Annotated in this window: 22 protein-coding genes and 2 pseudogenes; 14 read left to right on the top strand and 10 right to left on the bottom strand. The window is 46.2% G+C overall.

The features are described 5' to 3' along the window. Positions 1-38: 38 nt before the first annotated feature. The 4 genes from M3650_RS26750 to M3650_RS26735 all read left to right on the top strand — a co-directional run bounded on the left by M3650_RS26750 (position 39) and on the right by M3650_RS26735 (position 6,809). Positions 39-1,472 (top strand): Wadjet anti-phage system protein JetA family protein, encoded by a 1,434-nt coding sequence (locus M3650_RS26750; RefSeq protein ID WP_251579267.1) that lies wholly within the window; start codon positions 39-41, stop codon positions 1,470-1,472. Then, positions 1,469-2,077 carry a DUF4194 domain-containing protein gene (locus M3650_RS26745; protein ID WP_251579160.1) on the top strand — a complete coding sequence of 203 codons (609 nt, stop codon included), beginning with the start codon at positions 1,469-1,471 and terminating at the stop codon, positions 2,075-2,077. Before M3650_RS26750 ends, M3650_RS26745 begins: the two co-directional genes overlap by 4 nt. Next, positions 2,046-5,516 carry an ATP-binding protein gene (locus tag M3650_RS26740; protein ID WP_251579158.1) on the top strand — a complete coding sequence of 1,157 codons (3,471 nt, stop codon included), beginning with the start codon at positions 2,046-2,048 and terminating at the stop codon, positions 5,514-5,516. Before M3650_RS26745 ends, M3650_RS26740 begins: the two co-directional genes overlap by 32 nt. Positions 5,517-5,735: 219 nt before the next feature. After that, positions 5,736-6,809 carry a Wadjet anti-phage system protein JetD domain-containing protein gene (locus tag M3650_RS26735; RefSeq protein WP_251579156.1) on the top strand — a complete coding sequence of 358 codons (1,074 nt, stop codon included), beginning with the start codon at positions 5,736-5,738 and terminating at the stop codon, positions 6,807-6,809. A 217-nt stretch (positions 6,810-7,026) separates the two neighbouring features. Here the strand turns inward: M3650_RS26735 and M3650_RS32785 are convergent. After that, positions 7,027-7,829 (bottom strand): annotated as a pseudogene (locus tag M3650_RS32785) (tyrosine-type recombinase/integrase). 163 nt (positions 7,830-7,992) lie between these two features. After that, positions 7,993-8,835, bottom strand: coding sequence for a tyrosine-type recombinase/integrase (locus M3650_RS26715; protein WP_251579148.1), 843 nt, complete (start codon positions 8,833-8,835; stop codon positions 7,993-7,995). Between the two features lie 582 nt (positions 8,836-9,417). Here M3650_RS26715 and M3650_RS26710 point away from each other — a divergent pair. Next, complete coding sequence (locus tag M3650_RS26710) at positions 9,418-9,765, top strand: hypothetical protein (RefSeq protein ID WP_251579147.1); 348 nt, start codon at positions 9,418-9,420, stop codon at positions 9,763-9,765. A 360-nt stretch (positions 9,766-10,125) separates the two neighbouring features. Further along, positions 10,126-10,221, top strand: coding sequence for a competence inhibitor ComI (comI, locus tag M3650_RS26705; protein WP_311295144.1), 96 nt, complete (start codon positions 10,126-10,128; stop codon positions 10,219-10,221). A 321-nt stretch (positions 10,222-10,542) separates the two neighbouring features. Here the strand turns inward: comI and M3650_RS26700 are convergent, their stop codons facing one another. After that, positions 10,543-11,436, bottom strand: coding sequence for a transposase (locus M3650_RS26700; protein WP_251579146.1), 894 nt, complete (start codon positions 11,434-11,436; stop codon positions 10,543-10,545). Between the two features lies 1 nt (position 11,437). Then, a pseudogene (locus M3650_RS32780) lies at positions 11,438-11,638 on the bottom strand (hypothetical protein); the annotation flags it as partial. A 14-nt stretch (positions 11,639-11,652) separates the two neighbouring features. On the opposite strand from M3650_RS32780, the gene M3650_RS26695 reads away from it, so the two are divergent. The 5 genes from M3650_RS26695 to M3650_RS26675 all read left to right on the top strand — a co-directional run bounded on the left by M3650_RS26695 (position 11,653) and on the right by M3650_RS26675 (position 16,505). Then, entirely contained in the window at positions 11,653-12,030 is a 378-nt protein-coding gene (locus tag M3650_RS26695) for a phosphotransferase family protein (protein WP_251579145.1), read from the top strand. Positions 12,031-12,257: 227 nt separating this feature from the next. Beyond that, the gene (locus tag M3650_RS26690) at positions 12,258-12,836 is read left to right on the top strand and encodes a TetR/AcrR family transcriptional regulator (protein ID WP_251579144.1); all 579 of its coding nucleotides are present in this window, start codon (positions 12,258-12,260) and stop codon (positions 12,834-12,836) included. After that, complete coding sequence (locus M3650_RS26685) at positions 12,836-13,336, top strand: flavodoxin family protein (RefSeq protein ID WP_251579143.1); 501 nt, start codon at positions 12,836-12,838, stop codon at positions 13,334-13,336. Before M3650_RS26690 ends, M3650_RS26685 begins: the two co-directional genes overlap by 1 nt. Then, on the top strand, positions 13,336-13,974 hold the full coding sequence (locus M3650_RS26680) for an NAD(P)H-dependent oxidoreductase (RefSeq protein WP_251579142.1): 639 nt from the start codon (positions 13,336-13,338) through the stop codon (positions 13,972-13,974). Before M3650_RS26685 ends, M3650_RS26680 begins: the two co-directional genes overlap by 1 nt. 245 nt (positions 13,975-14,219) lie before the next feature. Next, entirely contained in the window at positions 14,220-16,505 is a 2,286-nt protein-coding gene (locus M3650_RS26675) for an ATP-dependent DNA helicase (RefSeq protein ID WP_251579140.1), read from the top strand. A 92-nt stretch (positions 16,506-16,597) separates the two neighbouring features. Here M3650_RS26675 and M3650_RS26670 read toward each other — a convergent pair whose 3' ends face one another. The 6 genes from M3650_RS26670 to M3650_RS26645 all read right to left on the bottom strand — a co-directional run bounded on the left by M3650_RS26670 (position 16,598) and on the right by M3650_RS26645 (position 23,504). Beyond that, complete coding sequence (locus M3650_RS26670; RefSeq protein WP_251579138.1) at positions 16,598-17,458, bottom strand: MurR/RpiR family transcriptional regulator; 861 nt, start codon at positions 17,456-17,458, stop codon at positions 16,598-16,600. A gap of 98 nt (positions 17,459-17,556) precedes the next feature. Continuing rightward, positions 17,557-18,234: a hypothetical protein gene (locus M3650_RS26665; RefSeq protein WP_251579137.1), complete on the bottom strand. Its 678-nt coding sequence runs from the start codon at positions 18,232-18,234 to the stop codon at positions 17,557-17,559. Positions 18,235-18,343: 109 nt separating this feature from the next. Then, complete coding sequence (locus M3650_RS26660) at positions 18,344-20,488, bottom strand: hydantoinase/oxoprolinase family protein (protein ID WP_251579136.1); 2,145 nt, start codon at positions 20,486-20,488, stop codon at positions 18,344-18,346. A gap of 333 nt (positions 20,489-20,821) precedes the next feature. Then, the gene (locus M3650_RS26655; protein WP_251579135.1) at positions 20,822-21,265 is read right to left on the bottom strand and encodes a hypothetical protein; all 444 of its coding nucleotides are present in this window, start codon (positions 21,263-21,265) and stop codon (positions 20,822-20,824) included. Continuing rightward, a complete protein-coding gene (locus M3650_RS26650; RefSeq protein ID WP_251579134.1) occupies positions 21,265-22,116 on the bottom strand; it encodes a hypothetical protein in 852 nt (283 codons plus the stop codon). The genes M3650_RS26655 and M3650_RS26650 overlap by 1 nt, the downstream gene beginning before the upstream one ends. Positions 22,117-22,154: 38 nt before the next feature. After that, positions 22,155-23,504 carry an FAD-dependent oxidoreductase gene (locus tag M3650_RS26645; RefSeq protein ID WP_251579133.1) on the bottom strand — a complete coding sequence of 450 codons (1,350 nt, stop codon included), beginning with the start codon at positions 23,502-23,504 and terminating at the stop codon, positions 22,155-22,157. A gap of 1,232 nt (positions 23,505-24,736) precedes the next feature. Here M3650_RS26645 and M3650_RS26640 point away from each other — a divergent pair. From M3650_RS26640 to M3650_RS26630, 3 genes are all read left to right on the top strand, one after another. Next, the gene (locus tag M3650_RS26640; RefSeq protein WP_251579131.1) at positions 24,737-25,684 is read left to right on the top strand and encodes a site-specific integrase; all 948 of its coding nucleotides are present in this window, start codon (positions 24,737-24,739) and stop codon (positions 25,682-25,684) included. Positions 25,685-25,988: 304 nt separating this feature from the next. Then, a complete protein-coding gene (locus M3650_RS26635; RefSeq protein ID WP_251579129.1) occupies positions 25,989-26,216 on the top strand; it encodes a hypothetical protein in 228 nt (75 codons plus the stop codon). Then, positions 26,212-26,739: a caspase family protein gene (locus M3650_RS26630; protein ID WP_311295146.1), complete on the top strand. Its 528-nt coding sequence runs from the start codon at positions 26,212-26,214 to the stop codon at positions 26,737-26,739. Before M3650_RS26635 ends, M3650_RS26630 begins: the two co-directional genes overlap by 5 nt. Positions 26,740-26,858 lie beyond the last annotated feature (119 nt).

Genomic DNA, 26,858 nt, shown 5'->3' with positions numbered 1-26,858 from the left:
CAAGGAATTCTATACTAACGAGGGAATGTGTGACGAGTATGAAATTGTTCGACATTATTCCGGATCGACTGTTTACGCTGCTTGTGGGCTCTAATAAGCAAATCTATGCTGAGGCTCTGTTGCTGCTGTACGATCAGGCACAGACAGAGCGCTTCGGCATTCGTTTTAACGTCATGCGGGATTTGCTGCAGGAAATGCTGGATACCCGGCGCGAATTGGGTGAGGATATTGCTGTATTGGATACGGAAGACGAGGAGAGCGAGCGCGTTGACGATTTGAGACAGATTAACATGGAAGACCTGACGAGGGCTCAAGCGAATACAATGTTGCGGCGACTGGAAGAGCGAAAGTGGATCGATGTGGAGACGCGAGCTCAATTCGAGCGGTTCATTGTATTGCCCCACTATGCCAGTCGGCTGATTGGAGTGTTAAAAGAGCTGTGCGATGCGAGGACGGTTGAGTACCAGCGATTTGCATTTTTGGTCTACCAATCGCTGACCGGAGAAGGAGCCCGGCTGCAGCCTTGTTCGGCCGTTATGAGTGCGACTGAAGTAAGTGGACAGTTTCGACAGGAGCTTGTGGCGCTTTACAACAATATGAAGCACTTGATGGAACAGGTTGTTCAGAAGACGTCAATACAGGATGTGCTGGATCATCATTTTGACCATTATAAAACCCAAATTATTGATAAGAGTTATCATCGGCTGAAGACATCCGATCATGTTGCTCGTTATCGAATGCAAATTCTAAATACGGTACAGCAATGGCTGCTAGATCGGCAGCAATTGGAAGAAGCTGCACTCGACGGGGTGAAGAGCGGATTGTACACTTCAGTAGACGAGGCTGGGCAGGCTGTGAAGCAGGCACTCTTTTTCATTGATGAAACGTTCAACGGGCTGGATGAGTTGTTTTACCAAATTGATGTGCGGCACAATCAATACTTGCGTTCCTCTTATGATCGCGCTCGCTATTTGAGTCAGCAGAATGAAGGCATGGATCAGCAGCTTGCACGTTTAATTGAACGGCTGAGCAAAGACTTATCAATGGATGGTACGGAGTCGTTGTTTGCGCTGCGCCAGACCCGCGCTCTTTCTGAACAATCCTTATTGCCGCCGCGGCGCAAGCGGGCTCCTCATCAACCTGATGTGCATGTAGCTGTGGAGATGCCTGATCATCTACTGGAGGAATTGCGAACCAAAAACCTCGAACGAATGCGCAAGGCGATTACCCGAAAGAAGGTTGATGATTACGTTACGAATCGTTTCGGTGAACGGACAGAGATGGAGATGGCGGAACTCGCACCCGAGAATGCGGAGCAGTTTATAATGCTGGGCTATATTTATTTGTATGGATCAGACGGGGGCTCGAACTTCCTGATTCGGCGAAGTGATGGCCGCAATATTCTAACGATTGGCGGATATCGATTCGATAACCATACAATTGTCAAGAAGAAAGGGGGCTCGAAAAGATGATATTTGACGAATTGACTGAATCTGAGCAAGCCAAGGTTCGTCATGTATTGAATCGGTTATTCGAGGTCAATCTGCTGGTTAGAGACAAGGAGCGTGAAGCTTATGCCATCATACGGCGTCATAGTCAGGCACTTGAAGCCTACTTTCAATTTCTCGGCTGGGAACTAACAGTTGATGAGCGACATGAATGTGTTTTTCTCCACCTTCCGGATGGACGGCTTCGCAGGCGTCTGGATAGGGAACAGACCCTTTGGCTACTTGTGCTGCGACTTCTGTATGAGGAGAAGCGACAAGGCTTGTCGTTAGCTGATTATCCGATGGTGACGTTGCATGAAATTCGTAGTAAGTTTGCGACGTTTCGGATTGAATGGGTGGGACGGACAGCGCTGGACAAGCTTATTCGGTTGTGTGCACAGTTTCAGTTGCTCGAAGCGATGGATGAGGATCATCGAGCGGACGATGCCCGGTTCAAACTTTACCATACCTGGATGTATGTTATTCAGGCTGACGAGATCGCTCAACTTACGGAAAGAATGGAACGCTACGATGCCGTAGAGGAAGGAGGATTGCTGGATGAAATGGATGACACGGGTCCGGTTGATTAACTGGCACTACTTCAAGGATGTAACTATGGAATTTGGCCGACAGACATTAATTACAGGACAAAATGCCGCCGGTAAATCGACGATTATCGACGCCCTTCAGGTGCTGTTTGTAGTTGATCAGCGGCTTATTCGCTTCAACGCTGCAGCTCACGATGAGGCGAAGCGCAGTTTTGAGAATTACCTAATGGGCAAGATTGGCAGCGATGAACGCTCGTACGTTCGGGACGGGGATTTTACGACCTACATTATTGCCGAGTTTCGTGACGAGGACAAGATGGAATCGTTTGTTATCGGTGCAGCTATCGACGTGTACCGCGACCGTTCGTATGAGGAAGAGTATTTTATATTGGCTGCATGCAAGTTGGATCAGCTTGACTTTGTTAATCCGCAAGGCCAGTTGCTGAATCGGGAAGCGTTTAAACGACGATATGGAGCCGGTGTTGGGACTGGTCTTGGAGAAGGAGATCTGCAGCTTGGTGTGAGGCAGGGTTCAAGGAGGCGGGCTCTATTTGAGCGTAACAAGTCTAACTATCAGAAGGCATTGTTGGCAAGATTGGGTCAACTGCAGGATCGATTTTTCCATATATTCACCAAAGCACTGTCGTTTAAGCCGATTCGCAATATCCGGGCGTTCGTTTACGACTACATCCTGGACAAGCGTGAGTTGCAGTTGGATTTGATGAAGCAGAATTTCGAGATTCATGAGCGCTACAGGCAGGAGCTTGAACTGCTGCAGAAGCGAAAATTGCAGTTGCAGGGCATTCGAGATGGCTATCAGGAGTATGCCCGGCTCAAAGAAACAATTAAAGAGCAGGACTATGTTATTCGAAAATTAAAATTGTTGTATGAAACAGAGAATCTCGAGCAACAGGAGCGTTTGAAGCATCAAGCGGAGGAAAAGTTGGCTTACCTACAGGAAAGTGCTGGATTGGCAGAGTGTAAGTTGAATGAGGCGCGTGAACAGTCGCAGCTCGCTTACCAGCGCTGGCAGAATCATGCAGCTGAAAGACGCAAGCAGGAACTGGAGAAAATATTGTCCATTTACTGCACCAGGCTTGATCGGGAGAGACAATTGCTGGAGAACTTCTCCACCTGGACGGACGGAGAATATTGGTCGTGGGAAACAGGAGAGCGGGAGCAGATTGGACAATATACGGAGCATCTTGCGGGATTGCTGGCGATTGTAGACAAAGGCAACGCAGAAGAATTGGATGAAGAAACATGGGCAGCGAGGCTAGCTGCAATTGGTGAAGCCCGGTCTGGTTGGTATGACCGGCTGTTGATTGGCGAAGCTCGCTTACTGGAAACACTGAAGGCGGCGGGGGAGCAGGCGACCGAACTGGAGAGCATTATCCGTGATCTAGAGCAGAAGCGGCGCAGCTATGCGGAGCCGGTCAGACAGTTGAAGGCATTGTTGGAGGAACGGTTAAGGGGACGTTCTGCGGTCTGGATTTTTTGTGAGGAAGCGGAGCTTGTTGACGAAGGCTGGCGGGATGCACTGGAAGGTTATCTGAATACGCAACGATTTGATCTATTGGTGGAACCGGAATGCTTCGCGGAGGCTCTCGGCATCTATGAGCGAGAGAAATGGACGCGAAAGCTCGAAGGCGTGGGTCTTGTCGATACTGACAAAGAAAGGAAATATCTAGGCACGGCGGAGCCTGGTTCGCTGGCCCATGAGCTTATTGCTGAGCATCCTGTCGTTCGGGCTCGTGCTGAGCACCTGCTAGGCAGGGTGATGAAAGCCAAGGACGAGCAGGAGTTGCGACGGCATCGTACAGCCGTTACGCGTAGTTGTATGGTATACAATAATCTTGTGGCCAGACAAATCCCGAAGAAGTACTATGAAATCCCTTATATTGGAACAAAGGCAATCGCACACCAATTGGAGATTCGCAAGTTGGAGCTTCAGGAGGTTAGGGAAACAATTACAAGGCTAAGGGAGTTGGCGGCTGGCTTCCGTAAGTGGATGGACCGATTCCGGGACAAGGATGCTGTGTATAACGGCTTATCATCTCACCTCGCATTGCCGCGAGAGCTGGAAGCTTGCAGGTGTCGTCAGGAACAAGTGCAACTAGAATGGGAAGGACTCAATCTAGCGGAAGCCGAACGCCTTAAGGCTGAGTACGAGCATTGGCGCGAGGCGGAGAAGCAATGGACGGAAAAATGGGGAGGTCTCTTGCAGGATAAAGGCACGGTTGAAGCCGAGTGTAAGCAGCTTGCGGGAGCTTTGCTCGTTCAACAGAATAAAGTACGAGATACTGAAGTTATGCTTGAGCAATGGGTGGGTGAGTATGGTGCTGAGAGTGAGCAGCGAGCCAAGCAGCGTTATGAGGAAGCGGAGCGATCAACGACAGTCAGTACGTGGCAAAAGTTGCAAAACTGGGAACGTAGCTCCAAGGGATTACAGACCAAGCGTGATGACCAATTCAATGATGTAGCCAAACTCAGGCAAAAGTACAATGTTGATCATGCTTTCAGCGGTGATGCGAACGATTCCGAGAATGATGCCTATGACCGTCTGCTCGATACAATCGAGCATCTTAACATTCCACAATATCAGCAAAAGGTTGCAGAGGCGCTTGCAGAGTCCGAGGAGGAGTTCAAGTCCCACTTCGTATTTAAACTTCGGGAAGCAATTGAGATGGCGCGGCGTGAATTCCAACAATTGAACTTTGCACTGCGGAACTTCCCCTTTTCTGACGACAAGTATCACTTCGAGGTTTCGCCGAGCGAACGGTACAAGAAATTTTATGAGGCAGTGATGGACCCACTTTTGATGGAGAAAGGCTCTCTGTTCGACTTGCCGGAAAATGATCGGACAGCAGTGCTACATGAATTGTTCGAAATGCTGGTGCGTGGAGAGGCCGGGCAGATGGAAGAGTATGCCGATTACCGGCAATACCTTGACTTTGACATCATGGTTTCTTCGAGCAGTGGGGGGCGCTACCGGTTCTCGCAAGTGCTTAAAGAGAAATCCGGCGGCGAGACACAGACTCCCTTCTATATTGCCATTCTGGCTTCGTTTCATCATTTGTATTCAAACAAAAGCTCACGTTTAGTTGTCTTCGATGAAGCATTCAACAAAATGGACGAACAGCGTATTCAATCCAGTTTGCGGCTAATTAAGCAAATGGGATTGCAATTGGTCGCTGCTGTTCCGGACGAGAAAATGCAGCATATGGCACCCGAAGTGACGACTACGCTGTTCGTCAGCAAGCATGACTACCAGTGCTTTGTTGATATGATTGACCGCTGGGTCCCAGATGAAGCGGAGACGAGTCCTGCATTTCACAATAATGAAACAATCGAAAAGTCGGTTGACCTAACTCAAGATAAAATTCCCGATACGGACTCATCCTCGTCAAAGTTAGCTGAAAGTACAGAGATTCCTCCGTTTGAAAGTGAACGCCACGGAAGGCAAGGCACCTTGTTTTAAATCGGTAGCAGGAGGTAAGACTTGCGAATGGAAGCAGACGAAATAAGCTTTAAGCAGAAATTTGGCAAGGATTTGCTGACTTTGCTTTTGAACAAATACGAACAAAGCCAATCATTTGTTACAGGGACCCCTGGAAAAATGCGTCCCCAACTCATAATTGGGAAAAGTCCTTTTGCTCGAGATTACAACGATGAGATGGACTTTCGAAAGCGTCATTGGATGAACGAAAGGCTAGCCGAGTTGGAGCAGGTGGATGTTGTTCAACTTACAAGGACTAAATATCGTTCGGACGAAATAGAGAAGGTATATTTGCAATGGGAGGCTGTAGAGGAGGCGTACCGGATTTCCGGTCGTACTCCTTTACGCACCAAATTGGAGCAATTGCGGGCTTCTCTGATTCCGTTGAGTTCTCATCCGTGGCGTTGGATTCAAGAGTGGCGACAGGAAATGGACGATGCATTGGCACAAGGCAAGACTGTTCGCCTCGATCCAGATGATGTGCAAGGAACGGTTGATCTAGTGTGCACGTTGAACGAGTTGCCGCTGCTTGGTGATCGTGCAGTACCAATTCGCATCTTTAGCCAGCAGCTATTTCGAGATACGAAGCATCTGGAGCGTCAGACGCTTAAACGGCTGATTGCTCTCGCGAAGCAGGCTTCTGGCGAGCAGCGGGAGACAGAAGAAGAATGGTTGGATTGGCTTGGTCTTACTCGTAATCCTCAAAGTGTCTTTTTATGCGGCTCACTTGTCTTTCGAGCCCGCGACGGCAAGCAGGTTGACATTAGCGCATTTCCGGGCGGTCTTGGGCTTTCTGGTGAGACGATTGATGCGATAACGCATATCTTTATGCCTGCTCGTCACATTCTTACCATTGAAAATTGGACGAGCTACCATTATTATCTAGAGCAGCCTTCGGTTCGTGCTGGCGAGGTTCTTGTCATCTACACAGGAGGGTACCCAAATCGTGTCTTGCAAAGCTTTCTCCGAAAGCTGAGTCAGGTAGTAAGTGAAGCGTCGAATCCGCCAGAACTACTCCACTGGGGAGATATCGACCTTGGCGGAATCCGCATTTTTAAGTGGATTCAATCCAATTTTTTTCCCGGGCTTCGACCTTATCGGATGGGAGTGGATACGCTACTCCAGTACGAATCACAAGCAGCGCCTGTCAGTGAAGATTATGCCAGTCAGCTACTTCATGCGTTGAGTGAACCACGATATGCGGATTGGCTTCCGGTGCTGGAAACCATGTTAGAGCGTAGGATTCGTCTGGAGCAGGAGTGTATCGTAGACTGATAGGTGGATTTTATACAAACTTAGAGTGAGTTATGCAACAGCGTTGGATGGAAGTTAGATCCAAATTTAGCCGGTTCTAATGAAAAGAAAGAGGGGGTGCACGAAAAGAAAACAAGAATGAATAAATATTAACCAGCAATCACTCTTTCCCATCTTATCGTTTTTGCTGAACATTCATTCATCAAACATTTCTTTTCGGACAGTCCCATCTTAATATTCATAGAATTCGTTTCATATTCTCAACTGGACTAAATTTCTTCTGCTGCTGTTTGATATCGCTGCTGAACAACTCGACATAGTAGTCTACCATTTTCAATGAAGCATGGCCAAGAATACGTCTAAGCGTAAATGGGTCACCGCCATTCAGAATATAGAATTTGGACATAGTATGCCGGAACGTATGCGGTGAAACTCTAATGTTGGTGATTTATGCCATCTTACCGTGTGTCTGCATTTTGTCTTGCAAGGCTCGTGTACTGATTTGTTCGTTGTCCATGTTGACGAACAAGGGATCCGTTTCCAGGTCGCCTCGTATGTCCAAGTATTTGCGAATGATTTTCCCGCAGGTTTGTTGGAACGGTACTCTGCGTGCCCGTTCGCCTTTTCCCTTCGTAATTTGAATCTCCAATTCTTAAAAAAGATGTAACCTTTCTTCAAATGACATAGTTCACCCATTCGCATCCCAGTTTCAAGCAACATCATCATAGTAAAATCCCGGTAACCCGTGAACGTTTTTTTATCCCGTTGCTCAAAGATGGAGACTACTTGCTCTTTCGTAAACGTTTGAATCATTAACTTCTTGGCTTTGACCACATGGAGATCATTTGCGATGTTCTCTGTCCGCCAACCTTCTTCAAATAAGTATTTGAAAAACTGCTTTATGGCCTTGATTCGTCCGCTCACCGTATTGTCTGACCTGCCTTTATCAAACAAATAAGCTATAAAATGATTTTTGATATCACGTATCGATACCGTGTAGATATCAAAGGAAACTTGTTGCTCCAAAAAGGCTTCCTTCATCTGCTTGGCGCTGTCCTTATAGAAACGAAGTGTTACAGGTGAAAGGTTTTTGGCCTTGCGATCGAGAATAAAAGTTAATGAAGCAGATCTTCAAAATTGAGTTGTTGTTTGGCTTGGCTTGGATTCTCTGCGTGTTCCAGCTTGTTTTGTCGACGGCGAACATTCATATACCATCCACCTCACTTTCTGACAGTAGGTGAAGGGCCTCAGCTAAATGTTCGATAGGACTGAACTTTTCATGCTGAGACTGCAAGTCACTGGTAAATAATTCGACATACATTTCAGTCGTATCGATTTGAGCGTGCCCTATGATGCTCTTGAGTGTGAAGACGTCGCCGCCATTTAATAAGTATTTCTTGGCAAGCCTGTGTCGAAAGGTATGGTAGGAGCATTGAATATCCTCAATTTTGGCGGATTGGCAGTAGCGGGCAATCATCGTGCGAATGCCGCCAGGCAAAAAGGGCTGATTATTCAAGTTCACCCAAAGAGCATTATGATTTAGTGTGCCGCGTTCCAGCAAATAACGTTTTAATTCACTCGCGGCAAATCGTTCAATCGGAACTAAACGTGATTTCCTTCCTTTTCCATGGTTAACCCGCAGGGAGCCTTCATCCAGTAAAACATCCGTGACTTGCAGCTTGGCCAGTTCTCTTAATCGGATACCGGTATCTAGAAGGGTTAGCATCATCACGTAGTTGCGTAATCCGGTAAACGTTGTACGATCAGGCAGTGCAAGCAGTTGGTATAGATGCTCGTCTGTAAATGTGTGAGCAGAAGACGGTTGTAGCTTAAACAGCTTTATATCAGCACCAAAAGGCTCGTCAATCCACTCTTCTTCACATAAAAGCTGAGCAAAGGACTTATAGATATGCAGGTTACAATTAAGAGTGCATAAAGCGAGACCCTCGTCAAGCAAACTGGGCAGCACCTGCTTTTTGAAAACGGCAGGTGAAAGATCTCTTAGTTGCAGTTCCAAAGCATCGAGATGCAGCTGGAGTTTTTCCAAGCCTTTGCGATAACGGCGAATGCTCTCCCTACTGAAGTTTTTGACTTTGCAATCTTGCAGAAATAACTGTAAAGCATCGTTCCAATCTCAGTTTAATTTGAAGCTTTCCTTGTTCGGCACTTCGCATTTCATCCCAATGGAGTTATGCGAACCAAAACGGATATGCGAAGAGGGGAGCGGGATTCGTATAACAATCAGTTATACACTTTCGTATAACTTGCACGAAAAACCGGGTTATTTGAAGGGTACTCGCGTTCCTCGAAAATCGCCGGAATCCCTTGATACATATGGGTTTCTGGGTATTTTGAAGGTCAGGAATTTTCAGAGGATGGCTCGTGTAACACCATGTTCACGCATCTGGGGACAAGCCCCTCGGTCCGGCAGAGGGATTTCGGGGAAGATGGGGCAACCGGACACACCCGCACCGACTAAGCGCATCGCGCCCGGCCACGTTGTGGCCTTAAGTCGGTGGGACGTCGTGAACACAACAACGTTATCAGAAATTATTGCAGAAAATTTTTAAACCTTAAAACAACCTTAGTTCCAATTAACAATATAGTAACTATGATAGGAGGTGTTATTTTGTTCAAACAATACAATCAAATGAATATAGGCCGTATATGGATGACTGTGTATTTTGTCGTGTTGATATTAGGATGTAATCATTTATATGGATACTCATTATTGGATAGTTTCTTGGACTTAATTGGGATTGGAAGTTGGACTAAGGTAGGAGAGAGGGGGTGGCATATAACCTCATTCATAACAATTCCTATTTTATTACTCAGCATGATTCAAACGTCTCGCTGTATGAGGGCAAGATATCCAAGTATATTTATCATTTTATTTATTTCATCATTGATTTGGAGTGCGGTGTATCCTAAATTAACAGAAGGTATAATCAGTGTAGGTGAATTAATTTTAAAATAACTGAGGTTAAATTACTCGAGGAATTTTAGCTGTTTCGGAGAAGGCAATAACTTCGGATAACACCGTATCTACGCTGCGGGTTGCCCTTGGTTCGCAAGATGAGGAAAGCAGAGAAGTTAATTCAGCTCACAACCCTGTGAGGCTAAGTCAGTCGGATCCGGCGCGTGTTGCGTCTTAAGCCTCTCGGGTTCGTGAATACAAGAACGTTATCTGAAAGGTATGCGAATTACTTTAAAACCATGTTCAAAATGTAAGTTTAAAACCAATATAAGAAACTTGTGCGCGGATGTGGAAAAGGTAAAATATAACTACTATTGAATCTTGGTTGGGCATGGTTTCCCTTCGAAAGGAGGTGAAGCCATGGAAGTAAAAGATGCAATAACGATCATGCTCCTCTTTGGAATATTCATTCTTGCTCATTTAACGTACATTAATCATAACAACAAGAGAAAGTAAAAACCCACCCGAAGATTGGAAGCCGAAGGTGGGTTTTAATCCTTTTATGACCTAGAAGGGGATAATCCATCCAAGCCAATTGTATGGACCAAGTGTTAGCGCACTTGGTCTTTATTACATATATATTACCATATTAGAACAGATGTATCAAAGGATTGAAAAATGTTGAAGCAAAAAAGACGTAGTCATTCACAATCGAAAGAATCTCGAAGATGGCATCCCCATCAGCTAACACCGTATCTACGCTGCGGGCTTTGCCCTTGGTTCGCAAGAAGTAGAGAGCATGGAAGTGAAATCAGCTCACAACCCTGTGAGGCTAAGTCAGTCGGACCGGCGCGTGTTGTGCCTTAAGCCTCTCGGGTTCGTAGATACAAGAACGTTATCGTGTTTGCCCTGAACGAGCCAGTGATGCAGCCATTGCTTGGCGGTATGTACATTTGGTGAGCAATCGTACCATCGACTGAAACTTTCTTTCCAAGCGTGAGCTTGCTTCAGCAAAGCGGAATATCCCAGTATGTCTCGTAGTTCCTCCTGCTTATCAACAGACAAGGATTCCACACGAGGATTCAGAAGGCGATGCTTTGCCTTAAGATGTGCTTTCGCTTGTGGAGCTAGGGTAGGGGTGATCGATTTGCGAATTGATTGAACCGCCTTTACGACATACCGCTGCACATGAAAACGGTCAGCCACACGGATGGCTTCAGGAAAACATTCTCGAATCCAAGTGTGGTAATACGGAGCTAAATCCATCACAACAGCCACGGGACGCAGCGCTAAAAAAGCAGGACTCTGCTTTGCATAGATCCGCAGTTCATCCAGCTTTCGACCAGGCAAAATGTCCAGTAGCGTTTCGCCGCGTAAGTTATGAATGCCCGTATTGTAGGTGTGTCCTTTTCGAATGGCAAAATCGTCAATCCCCAGAACAAGCTTGGACATAGAAGCAGCTTCTTTCCATCCTTGCTTTTGCAGGCGTTTACTTTCGATGGCTAGCCACTGCTCATGCTTGTGATGAAGGGTGCTGTTTGACAGGAAATGAAGCTCTGCGCTTTGTTTTGACCGTAGCCACACGTGCCGTCTGAAGTGCTTGCTGTTCAAAGGCTTTCGTATATCGCTTCCCTGGATCAACAAAGGAATAATTCCAGACGCACCCGCAATCACAGGACTTGCAGAACAGTCGGATGGCAGGAACGAGAAGATAGATTCTTTGCCCTCCAACTCCCAGATGACGAATTCGGCGAACCCGATTCTGTCCTTTACGGATGACGTGCTCCGTTAATTGGCAACATGGACAGGCTTGTCTCACAGCGATGGGAGTTACTTCGATATGGAGGGTGCTTTCATTGATTTCCAAGACTTGTTTTGTTTTTACATCTGGCAGTCGGAGTAAAAATCGGTATACTGATTGTGCATCTGTCATTCCTCACAGTTGGATTGGTCGCACAACCATCTTACGGAATGTTCAGATGTTTTTCTATTATTCAAGCACTATGTTTTGGATTGAGCCATAACTTTAATACATTTTTAAATAATACTCATAATCAGAATTTAGAGAAAACTTTTATTCATGGAGACTTTGGAGCAAGTAATATCATATGGGATCGAAAAGAAAACAGAGTTACAGGAGTTATTGACTTCGGAGGCTCAGGACTTGGGGATCCAGCATATGATTTCGCAGGAATTCTTTCCAGTTACGGAGAAGAGTTTTTTGAAATATGCACTAATCTGTACCCAGGAGGAAGCCAAATTTTAGAACGAGTTCATTTTTATAGAAGCACCTTTGCTTTACAGGAAGATAACGGAGAACGATAGGGAGAACGATAGTTGAATTGTGTAAGTGTCTCGAAGAAGGCACTAATATCCTAAACAATGTGTTCACGCTTCGGGTCGGCTGAGATCGTGCTAGTTACACGAATATAAGCATGAATAGTTGAGATGGAAACTGTCGACTTCCTATGACATTTTTAAACTTGACACTGTAAAGATTGTTCAATATAATCTTTACAGTGTCAAGTTGTGTGAAAGGAAGTATATATCAAATGAAAGAAAAAACATATCATCACGGTGATTTGCGAAATAAACTTATTGAAGCTGGTATAGGGCTTATTAATGAAGATGGTTTAAAAGGTTTTTCCCTGCGTAAGGTCGCAGCGAAATGCAACGTCAGTCATGCCGCACCATACAGTCATTTTAAAGATATAGACGAGTTGATTTATGCCATGGGCGAGCATGTAACGGAGCGATTTGTGGAAAAGATGCGTACATCAATTCGTGGACAGGAAAACAGTCTTGAAGCGACCTCACTGCTTGGGCAGGCTTATATTTCCTTCTTCATTGAAAATCCGCAATATTTTCAGTTCCTTTTCTATCACTCAGGATTAACCATTGATTTGGACAATGAGAACGCCAATGATTATCCGCCATTTGCTTTATTCAGGACAACGGCGTATCAAATGTTTCACAGCTTAGGGTTGCCAGAGGAAGCTTATTCAGAAAAATTGATTGTTCTTTGGTCAATGGTACACGGCATAGCCTCGCTGCTTACCAATCAGGGTATCCGATATTCCGGGGACTGGAGTAAAGTTTTCATAAACAATTGTATTAAGGAGATAGAATGATGAAAATTATTATACATGATTTGGAACAACAAGAATTCATGGCGTTGTATGATAACCAAAATACAGACGTAACTGTTATATCAGACAATGGCACAATCCGTAAATGCATTGGTTGCTTCGGATGCTGGATCAGAACACCAGGAAAATGCGTTATAAAGGATGGTTATGACAATATGGGCGAACTTCTTTCAAAATGCCATGAGCTGGTTATCATCAGTAAATGTGTTTATGGGAGCTACAGCCCCTTTGTGTGCAATATTGTAGATCGGAGCTTACCATATCTTCTTCCTTATTTTGTAGTCAAAAATGGAGAAACCCATCACCGATTCCGGTATGATAACAAATTCACTCTATCGGTACATTTTTATGGCAATGACATAACCAAAGCAGAAAAGGAAACCGCACAAGCTCTGGTTGCAGCGAATAGCGTGAACTTGAATTCCATAGGAAACAAGATGTATTTCCATAGCAGCCTACAAGCAATCAAGGAGGTTATATAGTGAGAATCGCTATGATAAATGGAAGCCCCAAGTTAGGAAAGAGCAATTCGGGCATGATGCTCAAAGCACTCGAACCCCTGATAATCTCCGAGCATGAAATATCACACTATAACATGAATAAAAAACCGCTTACCGATGAGCAATACATCGAGCTTTGCCACATGGATACACTGATAATTGCATTCCCTCTATACTTCGATGCAATACCGTCGCATTTACTAAGGATGCTGACTACTCTTGAAGGGCATATGAAAGCAGAACGGAAAAAGGAAATTTATGTTTATGCTCTTGTAAACAATGGATTTTATGAGGGGAAGCAAACTTACATTGCTCTTGAAATCATCAAAAACTGGTGCATACGATCCGGACTTCATTTTGGACAAGGAATCGGACAAGGCGCCGGTGAAATGATGGGTTTTATCGAAAAGGTACCACTTGGCCAGGGCCCTTTAAAAAATCTAGGAAAGGCAATGGAAAGCCTGGCAAAAAATATACATTCGCACGGTAGTGATGAATCCTTGCTGTTCAGTCCAAATTTCCCGCGCTTTGCCTGGCGCTTTGCAGCGACACACTCTTTTTGGCATGCAAAAGCTAAAAAGAATGGTCTGAAGAAGAAAGATATTATGAAAAGGCTTTAAGAAGGCACCGTTCCCGTGGAATAATCATCAACATCGATACATAACTGGGGTAGATTATTAATGAAAATTGGACTTCCAATTAATGAGTTGACAGCGTCCCTGCGTTCATAATGAATGCGGGGGCGCTGTTGTTTTCTGTGAAGAAAGGATATTGTGAAAAAGGTTCGATAAAAGTAAGGAGTATAAGCAGTTTTATGGTATACTATGGAACAAATGTTCTATAGCGAAAGTCAGCGGGTGAAGCGATGAAGGATCAAGTGAAAATCGCTGTGAGGCCTTTGGTTGAGTACGTGTACCGCAGCGGGGATTTGGATAGCGGGTTCAGAGCGGGAACGGCCCTCACGGAGGGGACTAAAGCGCATCAGCAGGTGCAGCGAACTTACGGTGAGGCGGATCAGACAGAAGTATATTTATCGGCAGAGATTCCTTGCGGAGATCTGTTGTTTGTCATAGACGGGCGCTGCGATGGGTTGTTGGTGGAAGAAGAGGGAACCGTCGTCATCGATGAGATTAAATCGACTTCTGGCGAGATCCCGCAGTCACTGGAGGATACCTATCCGGTTCATTGGGCTCAAGCTAAATGCTATGCCTATATGTACGCCAGAGAGCATGGAGCTGCTCGAATGAAAATCCAATTGACCTACGTACAAGTCGTAACGGGCGAACAAAGACGCTATCAGCAGGAGGCAGTTTTTGCGGATTTGGAGTTATTTGTACGGGATTTGGTGGAGAATTATGCTCCTTATGCGCGGATGCTTCGCGATCACCGGATTTCACGGGACAGAAGCATCCGCGGGCTGGAATTCCCTTTCACTAATTATCGGGCTGGACAGCGGAAATTAGCGGGAGCGGTCTATAAAGTGATCGAAGAGGGAGTAAATTTATTTGCCAAAGCTCCCACAGGGATCGGTAAGACGATCTCGACAACGTTTCCCGCCATAAAGGCAATGGCGACGGGACAGCTTGAGCAGATTTTCTATTTGACCGCCAAGACGACTACCCGTACCGCAGCGGAGGAGACGTTCGCCTTGATGCAGTCGCAAGGATTGCAGATGCATACCGTAACCATCACGGCCAAGGAGAAAATTTGTTTTCAGGATCAGGTGAGCTGCCGCAAGGAAGATTGTCCATTCGCGGACGGCTACTATGATCGGATTAATGAGGCGGTACTTGATATATTGACTAACGGGTCGCTAATCAGCCGGCAAATCATTGAGCAATACGCACGCAAGCACCGGGTTTGTCCGTTTGAATTTTCGCTTGATCTCGCTTATGCGGCGGATGCGGTGATCTGCGACTATAATTATATTTTCGACCCTAGAATTTCTTTGAAAAGAATGTTCGCCGAGCGGAAGAGCCGGACGGCGCTTCTGATTGACGAGGCGCATAATTTGGTGGACCGGGCGCGAGAGATGTATTCGGCCACATTGAATAAAGGGGATTTTCTCAGCTTGCAGCGGGAATATAAAGAGCTTAACGCTGAGGTGCACAAGGCGGCCAAGGCGGTGAACGCCTTCTTTATACAACTGCTCAAAGAATCGGGCGGAAAAGCACAAATTACGCAGGAGGTTCCTGTACAACTGGTTGAACGGGCCGAGGCATTTATCCTCGCAGCAGAAGAGGAGCTTGGCTCCCGTCAGGATACAGAGCAGTCGCAGTTGTTGCTGCAGGTTTATTTTGCGGCCCAGAGTTTCGTGCGGATCAGCAAGCTGTACGACGAAAGATATGTAACCTATGCCGAGATTTCTTCGAGAGAAGTATCCATTAAGCTGTTCTGTCTCGATCCTTCTCATCTGCTACGAGAAATGGGCAAGGGCTTCCGCTCGCATATTTTCTTCTCGGCTACCCTTACGCCGATGTCCTATTATCGGGACATGCTGGGGGCAAGTCCGAAGGAGGATTATACATTATCGCTGCCGTCTCCTTTCTTCCGCGAGCAGCTCGCGGTTCAGATCGAGCCGTTGTCGACGCGTTATCACGATCGCGAGGGAACCAAGCTTGGGCTGGTGAGAGTGCTGGGGCAGATGATTACCGATCGTCCCGGAAACTATTTATTCTTTTTTCCTTCTTATGCTTATATGAATCTCGTCTATGAAGCTTTTGCTGTTGCTCATGCAGAAGAGGCAAACTTGCGGCTGTTGCTGCAGCGGGGGGATATGGCGGAGGAGGAGCGGGACAGTTTCCTGTCAGCCTTCGATGCTGGCAATGAAGGGACATTGATCGGTTTTGCGGTTATGGGCGGAGTTTTCTCCGAGGGGATCGATCTAGTGGGAGACCGCTTGACCGGCGTTGCCATCGTTGGTGTAGGACTGCCGCAGATCGGCCTGGAGCGTGATATCATCCGCGACTACTTCAACTCGCAGGGCAAGAACGGATTTGACTATGCCTATGTATATCCGGGTATGAACAAGGTACTGCAGGCCGGCGGGCGGCTGATCCGTACAGAGACGGATCAGGGGGAATTACTGCTGATCGATGACCGTTATCTGCAGCCGCATTATGCGGCATTGCTGCCGGATGAGTGGAAGTGAGCGGTAAAAAGCCATAATTTTGCCCGCAAGTGTGGCCATGAAAAAAGCGTTCCTTCCGTGATGGAAAGAACGCTTTAGGAACTTTGTTATTTTCATAAATAATAGTTGGTCATCGCCTGATCGCTGGCCAGAACGGCCTCACTGTCAAGCTTCTTCTTCAGGTAAGCCTTGTCCGATGAAATGAAGATGCTCATGATCAAATCGACGACGAACAGGAACGTGATGTGGTTGGACATCAGCGCGCTGTTATTGACCGATATCTTATCCGGCACGATGATGTTCACGTCCGCATTCTCCGTAATGGGTGACGAATCGTAACAGGTGATCGCAATCGTCTTGACCTGATGAACCTGCGCGATCGCTACCGTCTCCACGATTTCCTTCGTCGAGCCGGAGCGGGAGAATGCCACAACAGCGTCCTCTTTGCTGCACTGTGCGGCGGCGATTTTCATGGCACGGCTGTCATTGATCGCTTCGGCCATGATGCCGATAATGGACAAGCGGTTCTTCAAGGCGATAGCGGCCAGATAAGAATCGAACATACCGATAATATAGATGCGCCGGGCTCCCTTCAGCATGTCCACCACTTGGCGGAGCTGTTCCTCGGTGACAAGCGCTGATGTATTGACAATCAGTTCGTTATAATCGAGCGCAAGCGCATCGATCGCATTAATTTCCCGTCTTTCTTTTTTCTTGGCCTGCATATCCCGGTAGAAGGCGTCTTGGGCGAAGGCGATTTTGAAATCGTTGAAGCCCTTGAATCCAACCTTTTTACAGAAGCGGTTGATACTTGTCTCCGATACGCCGACTTCATTGGCAATGGCCGTAATCGTGTTGCGCGTAATAAAATCCGGATTGTGTATGACGAAATTGGCGATCTGATTTTCACCATATGTTAATTTCTGCGATTGGGATACGATTTTGGCGATGACGGCCGGAACTTGTGAAGACATGATACCTCCTCCTGATCTAACGCTGGAAATGACTACTCCGGCGTGTCTGGCAATAGCTTTTCCCATTATATCATACTGAGTGAGGTATTGAGAGTGTGTTATATCCATAATTTACAAGTTTCGATCTGAACCATAAAATCTCCAGTCGCAAGCTGTTGCTCCCCGATCAAATAGGCGTAGTCCAGCAAGTTGGGGAGGCAGGGAAGTCCCAGCAGCTCTTTGCAGAAGGCATGCGCAGCGATCTCACAGCACTGCACTACGCTTGATTTTCTCGAATATGGCCCTAGCTTAAAAACCTCGATCCGCTCAAGCTTTTCATTCGTAAAAATCTGCTCCCGGTACTCCAGCCAGTGATAAAACTCATGAGCCAGATGAATATCGACTAGAAGGTCGAGATCCGCTGCGCTGCCGCTGGATCTTTCGCCTAGGATTTCTTGGCATACCGTCCGCATTCCCTTGAGCGAGGAGGTGTACAGAATAATTTCCGGCGGTTTCTTGGAGAAATCAATCTGTGCGCGGAAGGAGACGTTATGAAATTGGACAGAAGACTCCGTGATCTCATAACGAAGTCCGGCGTCCCTGCACATGCCGCGAATGCCGAGGCCTTTGTATGTCGCAGCCGCCACGCGTCCGGCCTGAAGCGACTCATGAACGTAATACGGAATTCTCTCTGGCGGTATTTTATGAAACAATGGGTCCTGGCGCAGCTCCATACAACCTAAGACTTCATCGGACAGACCGGACAGTGAGTTCGGCAAAAGGGTTTGAACAGGCATTCGAACGCCTCCTTGCTAATTCAGTAAAATCAATCTCTCTAACGAAACGTGATATCGCTATTTACTCCTAAAAAGGCTGCTAAAAATTTTAACATAACTAGGTATCCTATTACTGATAAGCCACAACCAGCATTTCATCCTCTGCTGCGAGCATCTCGGTTTCAATTTCAAGGATGGACAGCAGTTGCTCTTTGGTCTGCATGCCGGTTAAGTCGAGCATCTTCTCCTTATAAAAGACGAACACCTTCGGAATCGTAGCATTTGCGTCGGAATAAATGGTGTTATCGTCCAGGAATGAGCATAGCGCTTCCGGTGCGGATTTGCTTAGCTTCGTATAGTGCACATTGCTTTTCTTGAAGCGGACGACGCCTTCGCGGTCGAGAACGCTGACAGAGCTGGATTTCTTTTTGAACAAGCCAAAAAAAGATTTCTTCACATTTTCGCTGACGAATAGGCTCCAGCGCCCGGTCTGCGCGGCGAGTGTCGTCGATTCTAGCGGCTGGTCGATGGAGCTGGCAGCAACGGCCCTCATATCTTCCACCGACATTGCTTCCTGTGCCAGATCCTTGGAGCGCAGTTCGGTGGAGCCAGTCGCCATGGCGCGGAGAATATTCTTCTGGCTGTCGATCTCGATGCTGACTTCGACCGTCTCCTCAGAAGCGCCAGACTGTACGATACGCTCGATGATGTCGGCGCGGATGCGCTTGATATCCTCTTCGGTCGGATTGATGACCGTCCGCTCTAGCTGTTCTTTGACCATGGCCAGTGCTACGCCGATCGTGGAGACATAAGGCGCATTGTTGGCGATTTGCGACTTGAAGCCTTCGCGCTCCGCCATTGCCGGGACGAGCACCGCACCGCTGCCACCGCCGCCAACCAGCGTGACGAAGCTGCGGTCGAGTTCATAGTCCTCGATCATCTCGTTGACGGTCTTCATCGTCTTATCGATGGCGATATTTATAACCTGTCTAGCAGCTTCCTCTACGCTTAGTCCAACATGATCGGCCAGCGCCTTCCAGGATTTCAGCGCCGCTTCCTTGTTTCCTCTGGCATAATCACCCTCGGGAACATAATTCAGAATGTTGACCGCTCCGGCTAGTGTATACGAGAATTCTTTGCCTCCGGCGCATTCGCAGATGACGTATTCGGCAGGGTCGCCTTCGCGGGGGCTGATGAATTTCACCTTCGGATTGACGATGTTCTCTGTCGGGGTAAAGGCTTCGTACTCTTTACCGGCGATATGCGCGCTGCGCGGCCCGACATCGGTAATTCTTCCACCTGCCACCTTGATCATGCTGCCGCCGGCGATGCCGAGTGTACGCACATCCAAGGATTGCAGGTAGGTGCGGTGGCCGCCGACCTCGGCATTCTTGATCATTACCTTGCCGTTCTTGATCACGGAGATGTCGACACTGGTTCCGCCGACCTCGAAGAAGATACCGTCAGAAATCTTCTCGTACATCAACGCCCCGGCAACGCCTGCGGCAAGACCGGATAGCATCGTCAGAATCGGGCGCTTGCGTACCTCGTCAATGCTCATGACACCGCCATCGCAGCGCATTATCATGAGTTGGGACTGGATGTTGGCATCCTTGACGGACTTCTCGGTCATATTGGCGGTCTCCATCATTTTCGGAATGAGGGAGGCGTTGATGACGGCTGTTCGTGTCCGCGTCTTCAGCCCGTAGAGCTGGCTGATCTCATGTCCGCCTGTGGCGTAAAGGCCCTTGCGGTTGGCAAGTTCTACAACGCGTAGCTCATTGGTTGGATCATCCACGCTGTATGCTTCGGAGGCGACGATCACCTCGGCGCCCTGAGCCGCCAACTCGTCAATGGCACTGTTGAGCTGCTCATCTGTCATGCTCTTGGAATCCAGATACGTATGAAAAGTGTGCAGGAATTTTCCAGGAGCTAGCTCGATATCGCCCGGATTGGATTCGGAGCGGGCGCTGAGCCCGTCGATGCCCGAGCCCATACCGATGATGCCAATACGCGCCACGTCTCCTTCGAGCAGGGCGTTGGTAGCCTGCGTTGTTCCGTGGGCGATGAAGGTAACGTCTTCGGGCTGGATACCTCTGCTGTCCAGAATTCGCTTCAGTATTTGTACAATCCCTTTGGCCACGCCGTCCGGGTCATGGTGGGTGGTTGGGATTTTCATTTTCTCAATGACTTCGAATGTTTCATTGTCGATCAGTGCCGCATCGGTAAACGTACCGCCGACGTCAATGCCGACCCTTACTTTCGTTCTCCCCATAATGTTCTCCTCCAGTTGGCGGGTCAAGGACCATCTGCTCGAGCCTTATGTAAAGGTTCTTCGCAGGGCCCTTGTGCCCGGTTTTATCTATAAAGGTAATTCAAAAAGTCCACTTTTGATCACGAAGTAAATCATGAAGCTATTCGACATCGAATCTTGAATTCAGCCGGGCCTAAGCAGATGCTTACGAAGTATGTTTCCTCCGGAAACATTTCAGGTGCTCACGTACCCAAAACGTAGCTCCGCTCCTCAGTCCCTAGCTTCATCCAATCTTCTCGGTGCTGAAAACCGGAATTTTTGAACTCGATTTTAATTAGGTAATTATTTTGAAGCTTAAAATACGATAAACGATCCAATGATGACGGCGATCAAGACGGATACCATAGTCCATGGCAGTGTCTTCTTCAGAATCTCGTTAATGTCGCTCTTCGTGAAGTCAGCTACCCATACGTTATGCGAGTTCGTAGGGTCGGAGACGGATTGCACGTTGCTGACAGCGCGCAGGGCAAGCATGGCAGCTACAGGAGTCATACCTGCGGATACGAACAGGGCAGCGATGCCGCTGCCAAGGCCCCATACGTTCAGTGGTCCGCGGTAGATGGCCAGCGGCGACAGAATCGTGAAGAACAGGATAAACATCAGTGGGGTATTCGGCAGCACGGACTCGATCAGCGGCGAGATGACCGCCGATACTTGCGGCGACATTACGGAGCTGAGCAGAATGCCGATACCGATCATGAGTCCCATTGCGCCAGCAACGTCCTGAATTCCTTCCACTAGTGCACTGAGAGGATATGAACCGGACGCTTCGGCCAGGTGAGCAGGATTGTGACGATCGCACCGGCAATAACGGCCGGAACGATATCGATCTTGAAGATAAAGACGAGCAGTACCGGTACGAGCGGGCTAATCAGGGCAATCGCAGGCACCTTCTTGTCGCCGCCACCAGGCGTTGCTGCTGGCATCGTCCATGCTTTGCGGCCTTTGCCGTCTTTTCGGATATAGAACACGATCATGGCCAGGGCAATGACGATCAGTGGGGAAGCCACAACTAACGTGTAGTCGGCGATCTGCTCAACGGAAAGACCGAGCACATCGACATATACAGCCCAGTTGGACACGTTGAACAGGGAGCCGACGCCAACGGCCAGCAGAACAACGATAGAAGCGACGAATTGGGAAATGCCTGCCGTCAGCATAATCGGAATGACGATCGTGCCGACGAGGATGACCATGCCCAGTCCTCCTGCTGCGGAAAAAATAATGGATGCGGTAATAAAAAATAGAATAGCTATAAGTACAGGTTTATCTCCGGCCAACTCGGCTGCCTTGCGAATAATGGATTTGGTGATGCCGACTTTGTTCAGAATCTGGCCGAACCAGGCACCGAAGATGAGTCCGGCGATGGCGCCGGATAGTTTCATCGAGCCTCCGGCCAGAATCGTCTTGGCGATTGATGCTGTCTCTGGATCACTTGATAGCAGCGGTACGCCTGCGATAATGGCGAACAGAATCGCCATGCAGGGCAGCGCCAGAATGGTCGGCAGCTTACGCGTCATCATCAGCCCTACAAACACCAGAAATACGAGCAGAATACCGATTGCTTGGAACCACATTGCAGTTGTCATCTGAATTTCCCCTCTCCAAATGGGTGATAGAAGTTGAACTAGATTTCCAGATATGCACCTTGCTCTTTGAGAATCGTCTGCACTTTCTTGATGTCGATGTCTTGTGCGTTCTTGCCTTCTAGCGCCGCGAGTGCAGCGGCAATCCCGCCGCCATGACCGATGGCTCCGGTCGTCGGAGTGGTTCTCATTGCCGCTTGCGCTTCAAAAGTCGCCGAGATGCAGCGGCCGATGACGATCAGGTTATGTACGGAGGAGGTAATCATGCAGGAATAAGGAATGCTATATACGCCGCCCCATTCCAGTTTTTGATGCTTGGTGCCCTCGCCGTCCGGGCTATGGATGTCGATCGGATAACCAGAATGGGCGATCGTATCGTCGAACAGGCGCTGCTGCAAAATATCCTCGGTTGTCAGCGTATAGATGCCTTTGATTTGACGCGAGCCGCGAACGCCGATGCTTGGTCCGGTGGACTCGACAACCGCATGCTCGAATCCCGGTATGTATTTACGGACAAACAGCTCCAATTCACGGCACTGCTTGCGGCCTTCCATTTCAGCCTGGCTGAGACTGTGCGCGTCGGTGGCGTCATAGCCGATAATCCGCGTTGTATTGAGGATGACCTCGCCCGGGTTATTGGTCTCAAAGAACAAAATATTTTCACGCGGAATGGAGATTTCGCCCCGCTCCTTGGCCTTCCTGAACAGGCTGTCAAAGCCACCAACCGAAAGGCGAGGGGACTTCTCAATAATGGAGGTATCCCCGCTATACAGCGGGAAGTCTTCCGGATGACTGTGAATATATTCCTTGACCCTTGGGATATCGACGTTGTACATTTTCATTTTCAGGGTCATCGGCTGCGTTGCTCCGTCGGATTCGCGTCCTTTGGTGTATTCGACTCCGGCAAGGGCCGAGAGGTCGCCATCACCCGTTGCGTCGATGAAGACGGAGGCATGGATGTCGCTGAGCCCGGATTTATTGCAGATCTGTATGCCCGTGATGCGGCCATTTTCCGTATATACGCCTGCCAGCATCGTATGGTACAAAATATCACCGCCCGCTTCCGTGACCATTAGCTCCAGCTCATGCTTCATCGCTTCGGCGTCAAACGGGGTAACGGAATATGTAAATCCGACCGTGTCGAAAATATGCCCCGGGGATTTGCCCAACCGCTTCAACCGCTCGATCAGTTCCCCGGTAAAGCCCTGAATGACTTGCTTCTCGCCGGCATGGAAAGTCATCATCGGGCCGACGCCGTTAGCGGTCAGTGTGCCGCCAAGAAAACCATGAGACTCGACAATAAGCGTCTTCGCTCCGGTCTTGGATGCGGCGATGGCCGCCATTGCCCCAGCGATGCCGCCGCCCATTACAACTACGTCATACTGATTCATGTACGCTTCGCTCCTTTACTCGTAAGATTAATTCCTCTGATGCCTATAGGCTAACAAATAAAAAATACTTTGTAAACGCTTTTAGAAAATAATTTTCTAAATATCCGGAAATGTTGAAAATTGTTTGCTGAGTTGTGATAACTGGTGTAAAAAGGATGGTTGTGTGGAATTATCGTAAAAAAAGAAGACTTCCGAATGTTCGGAAGCCTTGATAGGGTATCGACAATGAGATTGATGGATCGCCGTTCGTTAGCTTAACAGAAAAACTTCTAAACTGGTGGAAGAAGCAAGGCAAAGGCTTTCGGAGGAAGATTCCGTCTTTCTTGAGCAGATACTGGTTTGACCAGTAAATCTAATTCGTGGTTACAAGTGTCTCTTATTGTGGAGGTGTTCTATACGGAGAGGAAGTCAGGGAGTTTAGGATATATCTGCCTGTGTGGATAAATATTTAAAGAAGCTTCTACTATTAATATTAGTAGGAGTTTTTTATTTAAGATAATAACTCCTCATATGTTCCCAACTTTATTTAAAATATGCTCGTGGTACAATTTACCTATCTTAATTAATGATGTTCGTAGATTTATTTGTATTCTGTATTTTACGAAGTTCGTGAATATTATGTTGGGAGGTTGGAGAGAGATAGGTTGGAATATCACAGACTTAAGTACATATTTAAAACAGTTTCAACTGGACTATACTGAAGCTACCCTCGTTGGGGAGGATTATAATTGGATTGACGATTTTTCTCATAAAATAAACGAGGATTATTATAAGTGTCCTTTAATTAGAAATAATGATTTGGAGGGGCGATTGCTATGATGTGAATGCTGTATTTGATCGAATGGTGAAGCCCTCGGTGTTAAAAGGACTTGAAAATGAAACTGGGAAAATTATTGATATATCAAGAGATAAAGTTATTTGCTCAAAATGTAAACATTCTAATAGATCTTCTGAAGAAGACGGTAACAGAAGATAACACCGCATTCGCGCTACGGATCGACTTCGTCGCTCCTTAGTCTGTCCGAAGCCGTCGGCAGAGAAGTGGATCAGACAAACAACCCTGCTCTGACTAAGTCCGTCGGATCCAGTGCGAACATCTTAAGCCTTTCTAATTGAAAATAATACAAGAAATCACATGCAAAACATATTGAATTAAACTATTACAAAACGTATAATGGTAATATATAGAACATATAAAATAAGTATTTCATATAAAAACAGGGAGGCGTAATATGAGTGATTTCATGACCAGACTGTTCAAGTCAATTGACAATGATTTTATTAATTATTTGAATTTGAAAGACAAAGAAATTACAGAAGAAACAAAGACTCGTTACATAGACGATCTTCAGTTTTACAAGAACAGGTGTATTGTACCAAAACATATAATAATTGAAGAATACAAAGATCTTTTCAATTCCTACGCTCTGAAAGATTATCATAACAATAGAAAAACATCTACAGCCAGATTTGCAATTACAAATTTATTAGAGTTCTATTTCAAAATTGGCAGAGTGAGTCCCAAAGATTATTTAGATATTAGGAATGAACTAAAAAAATACCAAAGTAAAAAAACAGATGTATCGGACTTTTTAACAAAAGATGATCTCACTTTTATTCTTAGTTCTAAGTTTAGATACAGTACTCGAAGAACAGAGGAAGAAAGATTTTTAGCACCACTTATTCTCCAGTTAATTTACTACACTTTGTTTGAACAAAACCATATATCCCAAATTAAGTGGAGAGATATCGATTTAGTAAATAGAAAAATCAGAAATATTAGATCTGATGAAGATAACTACTGTATTAAGTGGATCCCTTTAAATGAAGATGTAATCAGTTTAATAGAGTCCTATAAACAATTTCTAATTAAGAAGCATAATGAGATAGTACAGGATGATTATTTTATTTACATTTCTCAATCTCCAGCCAATAATAAGTCACTTAATCGAATTATCAATTTATTAAATGATACGAAAGATAACTATGAGAAATTGTCAGGAAGAGTGAATGTACAAAAAATGATAAGATCTAGGATACTACACGGGCTTTTAGATACCGATGGGCGACAGTTGATAGATTTTTATGAGATTGTAGGGCTTAGCAAGGAAACACAAATAGTAACTGCGATTAAAGAATATTTTACTATTATTAATTCGAAGAAGGCATATGGCATCTGATAACACCGTATTGACGCGGCAGGAACACGCCCTTGGTTCGGAACGAAGTAGATAAGCGAGGAGAAATTCAGCTGGACTAGGCTTGCAGTGATACCCGTTCGCTATTGCTCATTTAAGGCTCTCAGGTTCGTGAAACAAGAACGTTATCTGAAAGTTCTGTCCTATGTGATAGTGGTTAACACTTACGCAATGTACTGTTGCCCGAAGAATCCTAATTGATAAGCAACGATATAGATATCTTTTTGCATAGTGTTAGATTTAACATTTTTTTGTTAAATTGATTACGTTCTTGGGTGGTGATTGAATGATTACTGAGACATATAATACTTATGCAGTAATTATTGCAGTCGAAAATTATCAATTTGAGATTAGTAAGGTTGATTATGCAAATAATGATGCTCAAGCATTTCGACTGTGGTTGATCGATAATCTTAAGATACCTCATGAGAATATTAAGCTATGGATAGATGCCGATGCAACAAAATCAGCATTAACTGAAGAGCTGCGATATGAAATATCCAGATTAAATTGAGAATGATCAGTTTATTTTTTATTATGCTGGTCATGGATTTTTTGATTCTGGATATAACAAGATAACAACATGGGACACCCATCCATACAATTTAAAAGATACTACGGTTTCTCTTAATCATGTTTTAATGGAGCCTTTACGAAAATCAAATTGTAATAAGAGTTTGATATTTATAGATGCTTGCGCTAGCAAAATTGACGAGCAATTGTTAAGTCGGGATTTCATAGTCGATATGAATCCCAGTGAATTTATCGAGTTTGTAAGATCAAGCAATTATCGAGCTATGTTTTTATCATGTTCTCGAGGAGAAAAATCATACGGGAGTTCAATACTTGGTCATGGAATATGGACACACTTTCTGTTAAAAGCACTTAAGGGTGAAGCATCCGAAGCAATAGAACAAGAACGATTCATTACAAGTGCATCTTTGCAGAACTATCTTAGTAAAGCGGTACCCGATTTTATTAAGTTAAATACAAACATAAGAGGAAATCAAAGACCTTGGGCTGAAGTATCTATATAAGTTGAATTATTGAATCACTTAGAATCTTACACAAAGACGATCGATGATGGACAAGGGATATTTCATGATCTCGTCCATAAACTGCTGAACATTTTTGCGGATTTCGGCGACTGTGTGAT

This window comes from Paenibacillus sp. MER TA 81-3 (genome assembly GCF_023713585.1).
Lineage (GTDB): Bacteria > Bacillota > Bacilli > Paenibacillales > Paenibacillaceae > Paenibacillus_B > Paenibacillus_B profundus.
The sequence above is the reverse complement of the archived record's forward strand: the minus strand, read 5'-3'. Positions and strand labels throughout refer to the sequence as shown.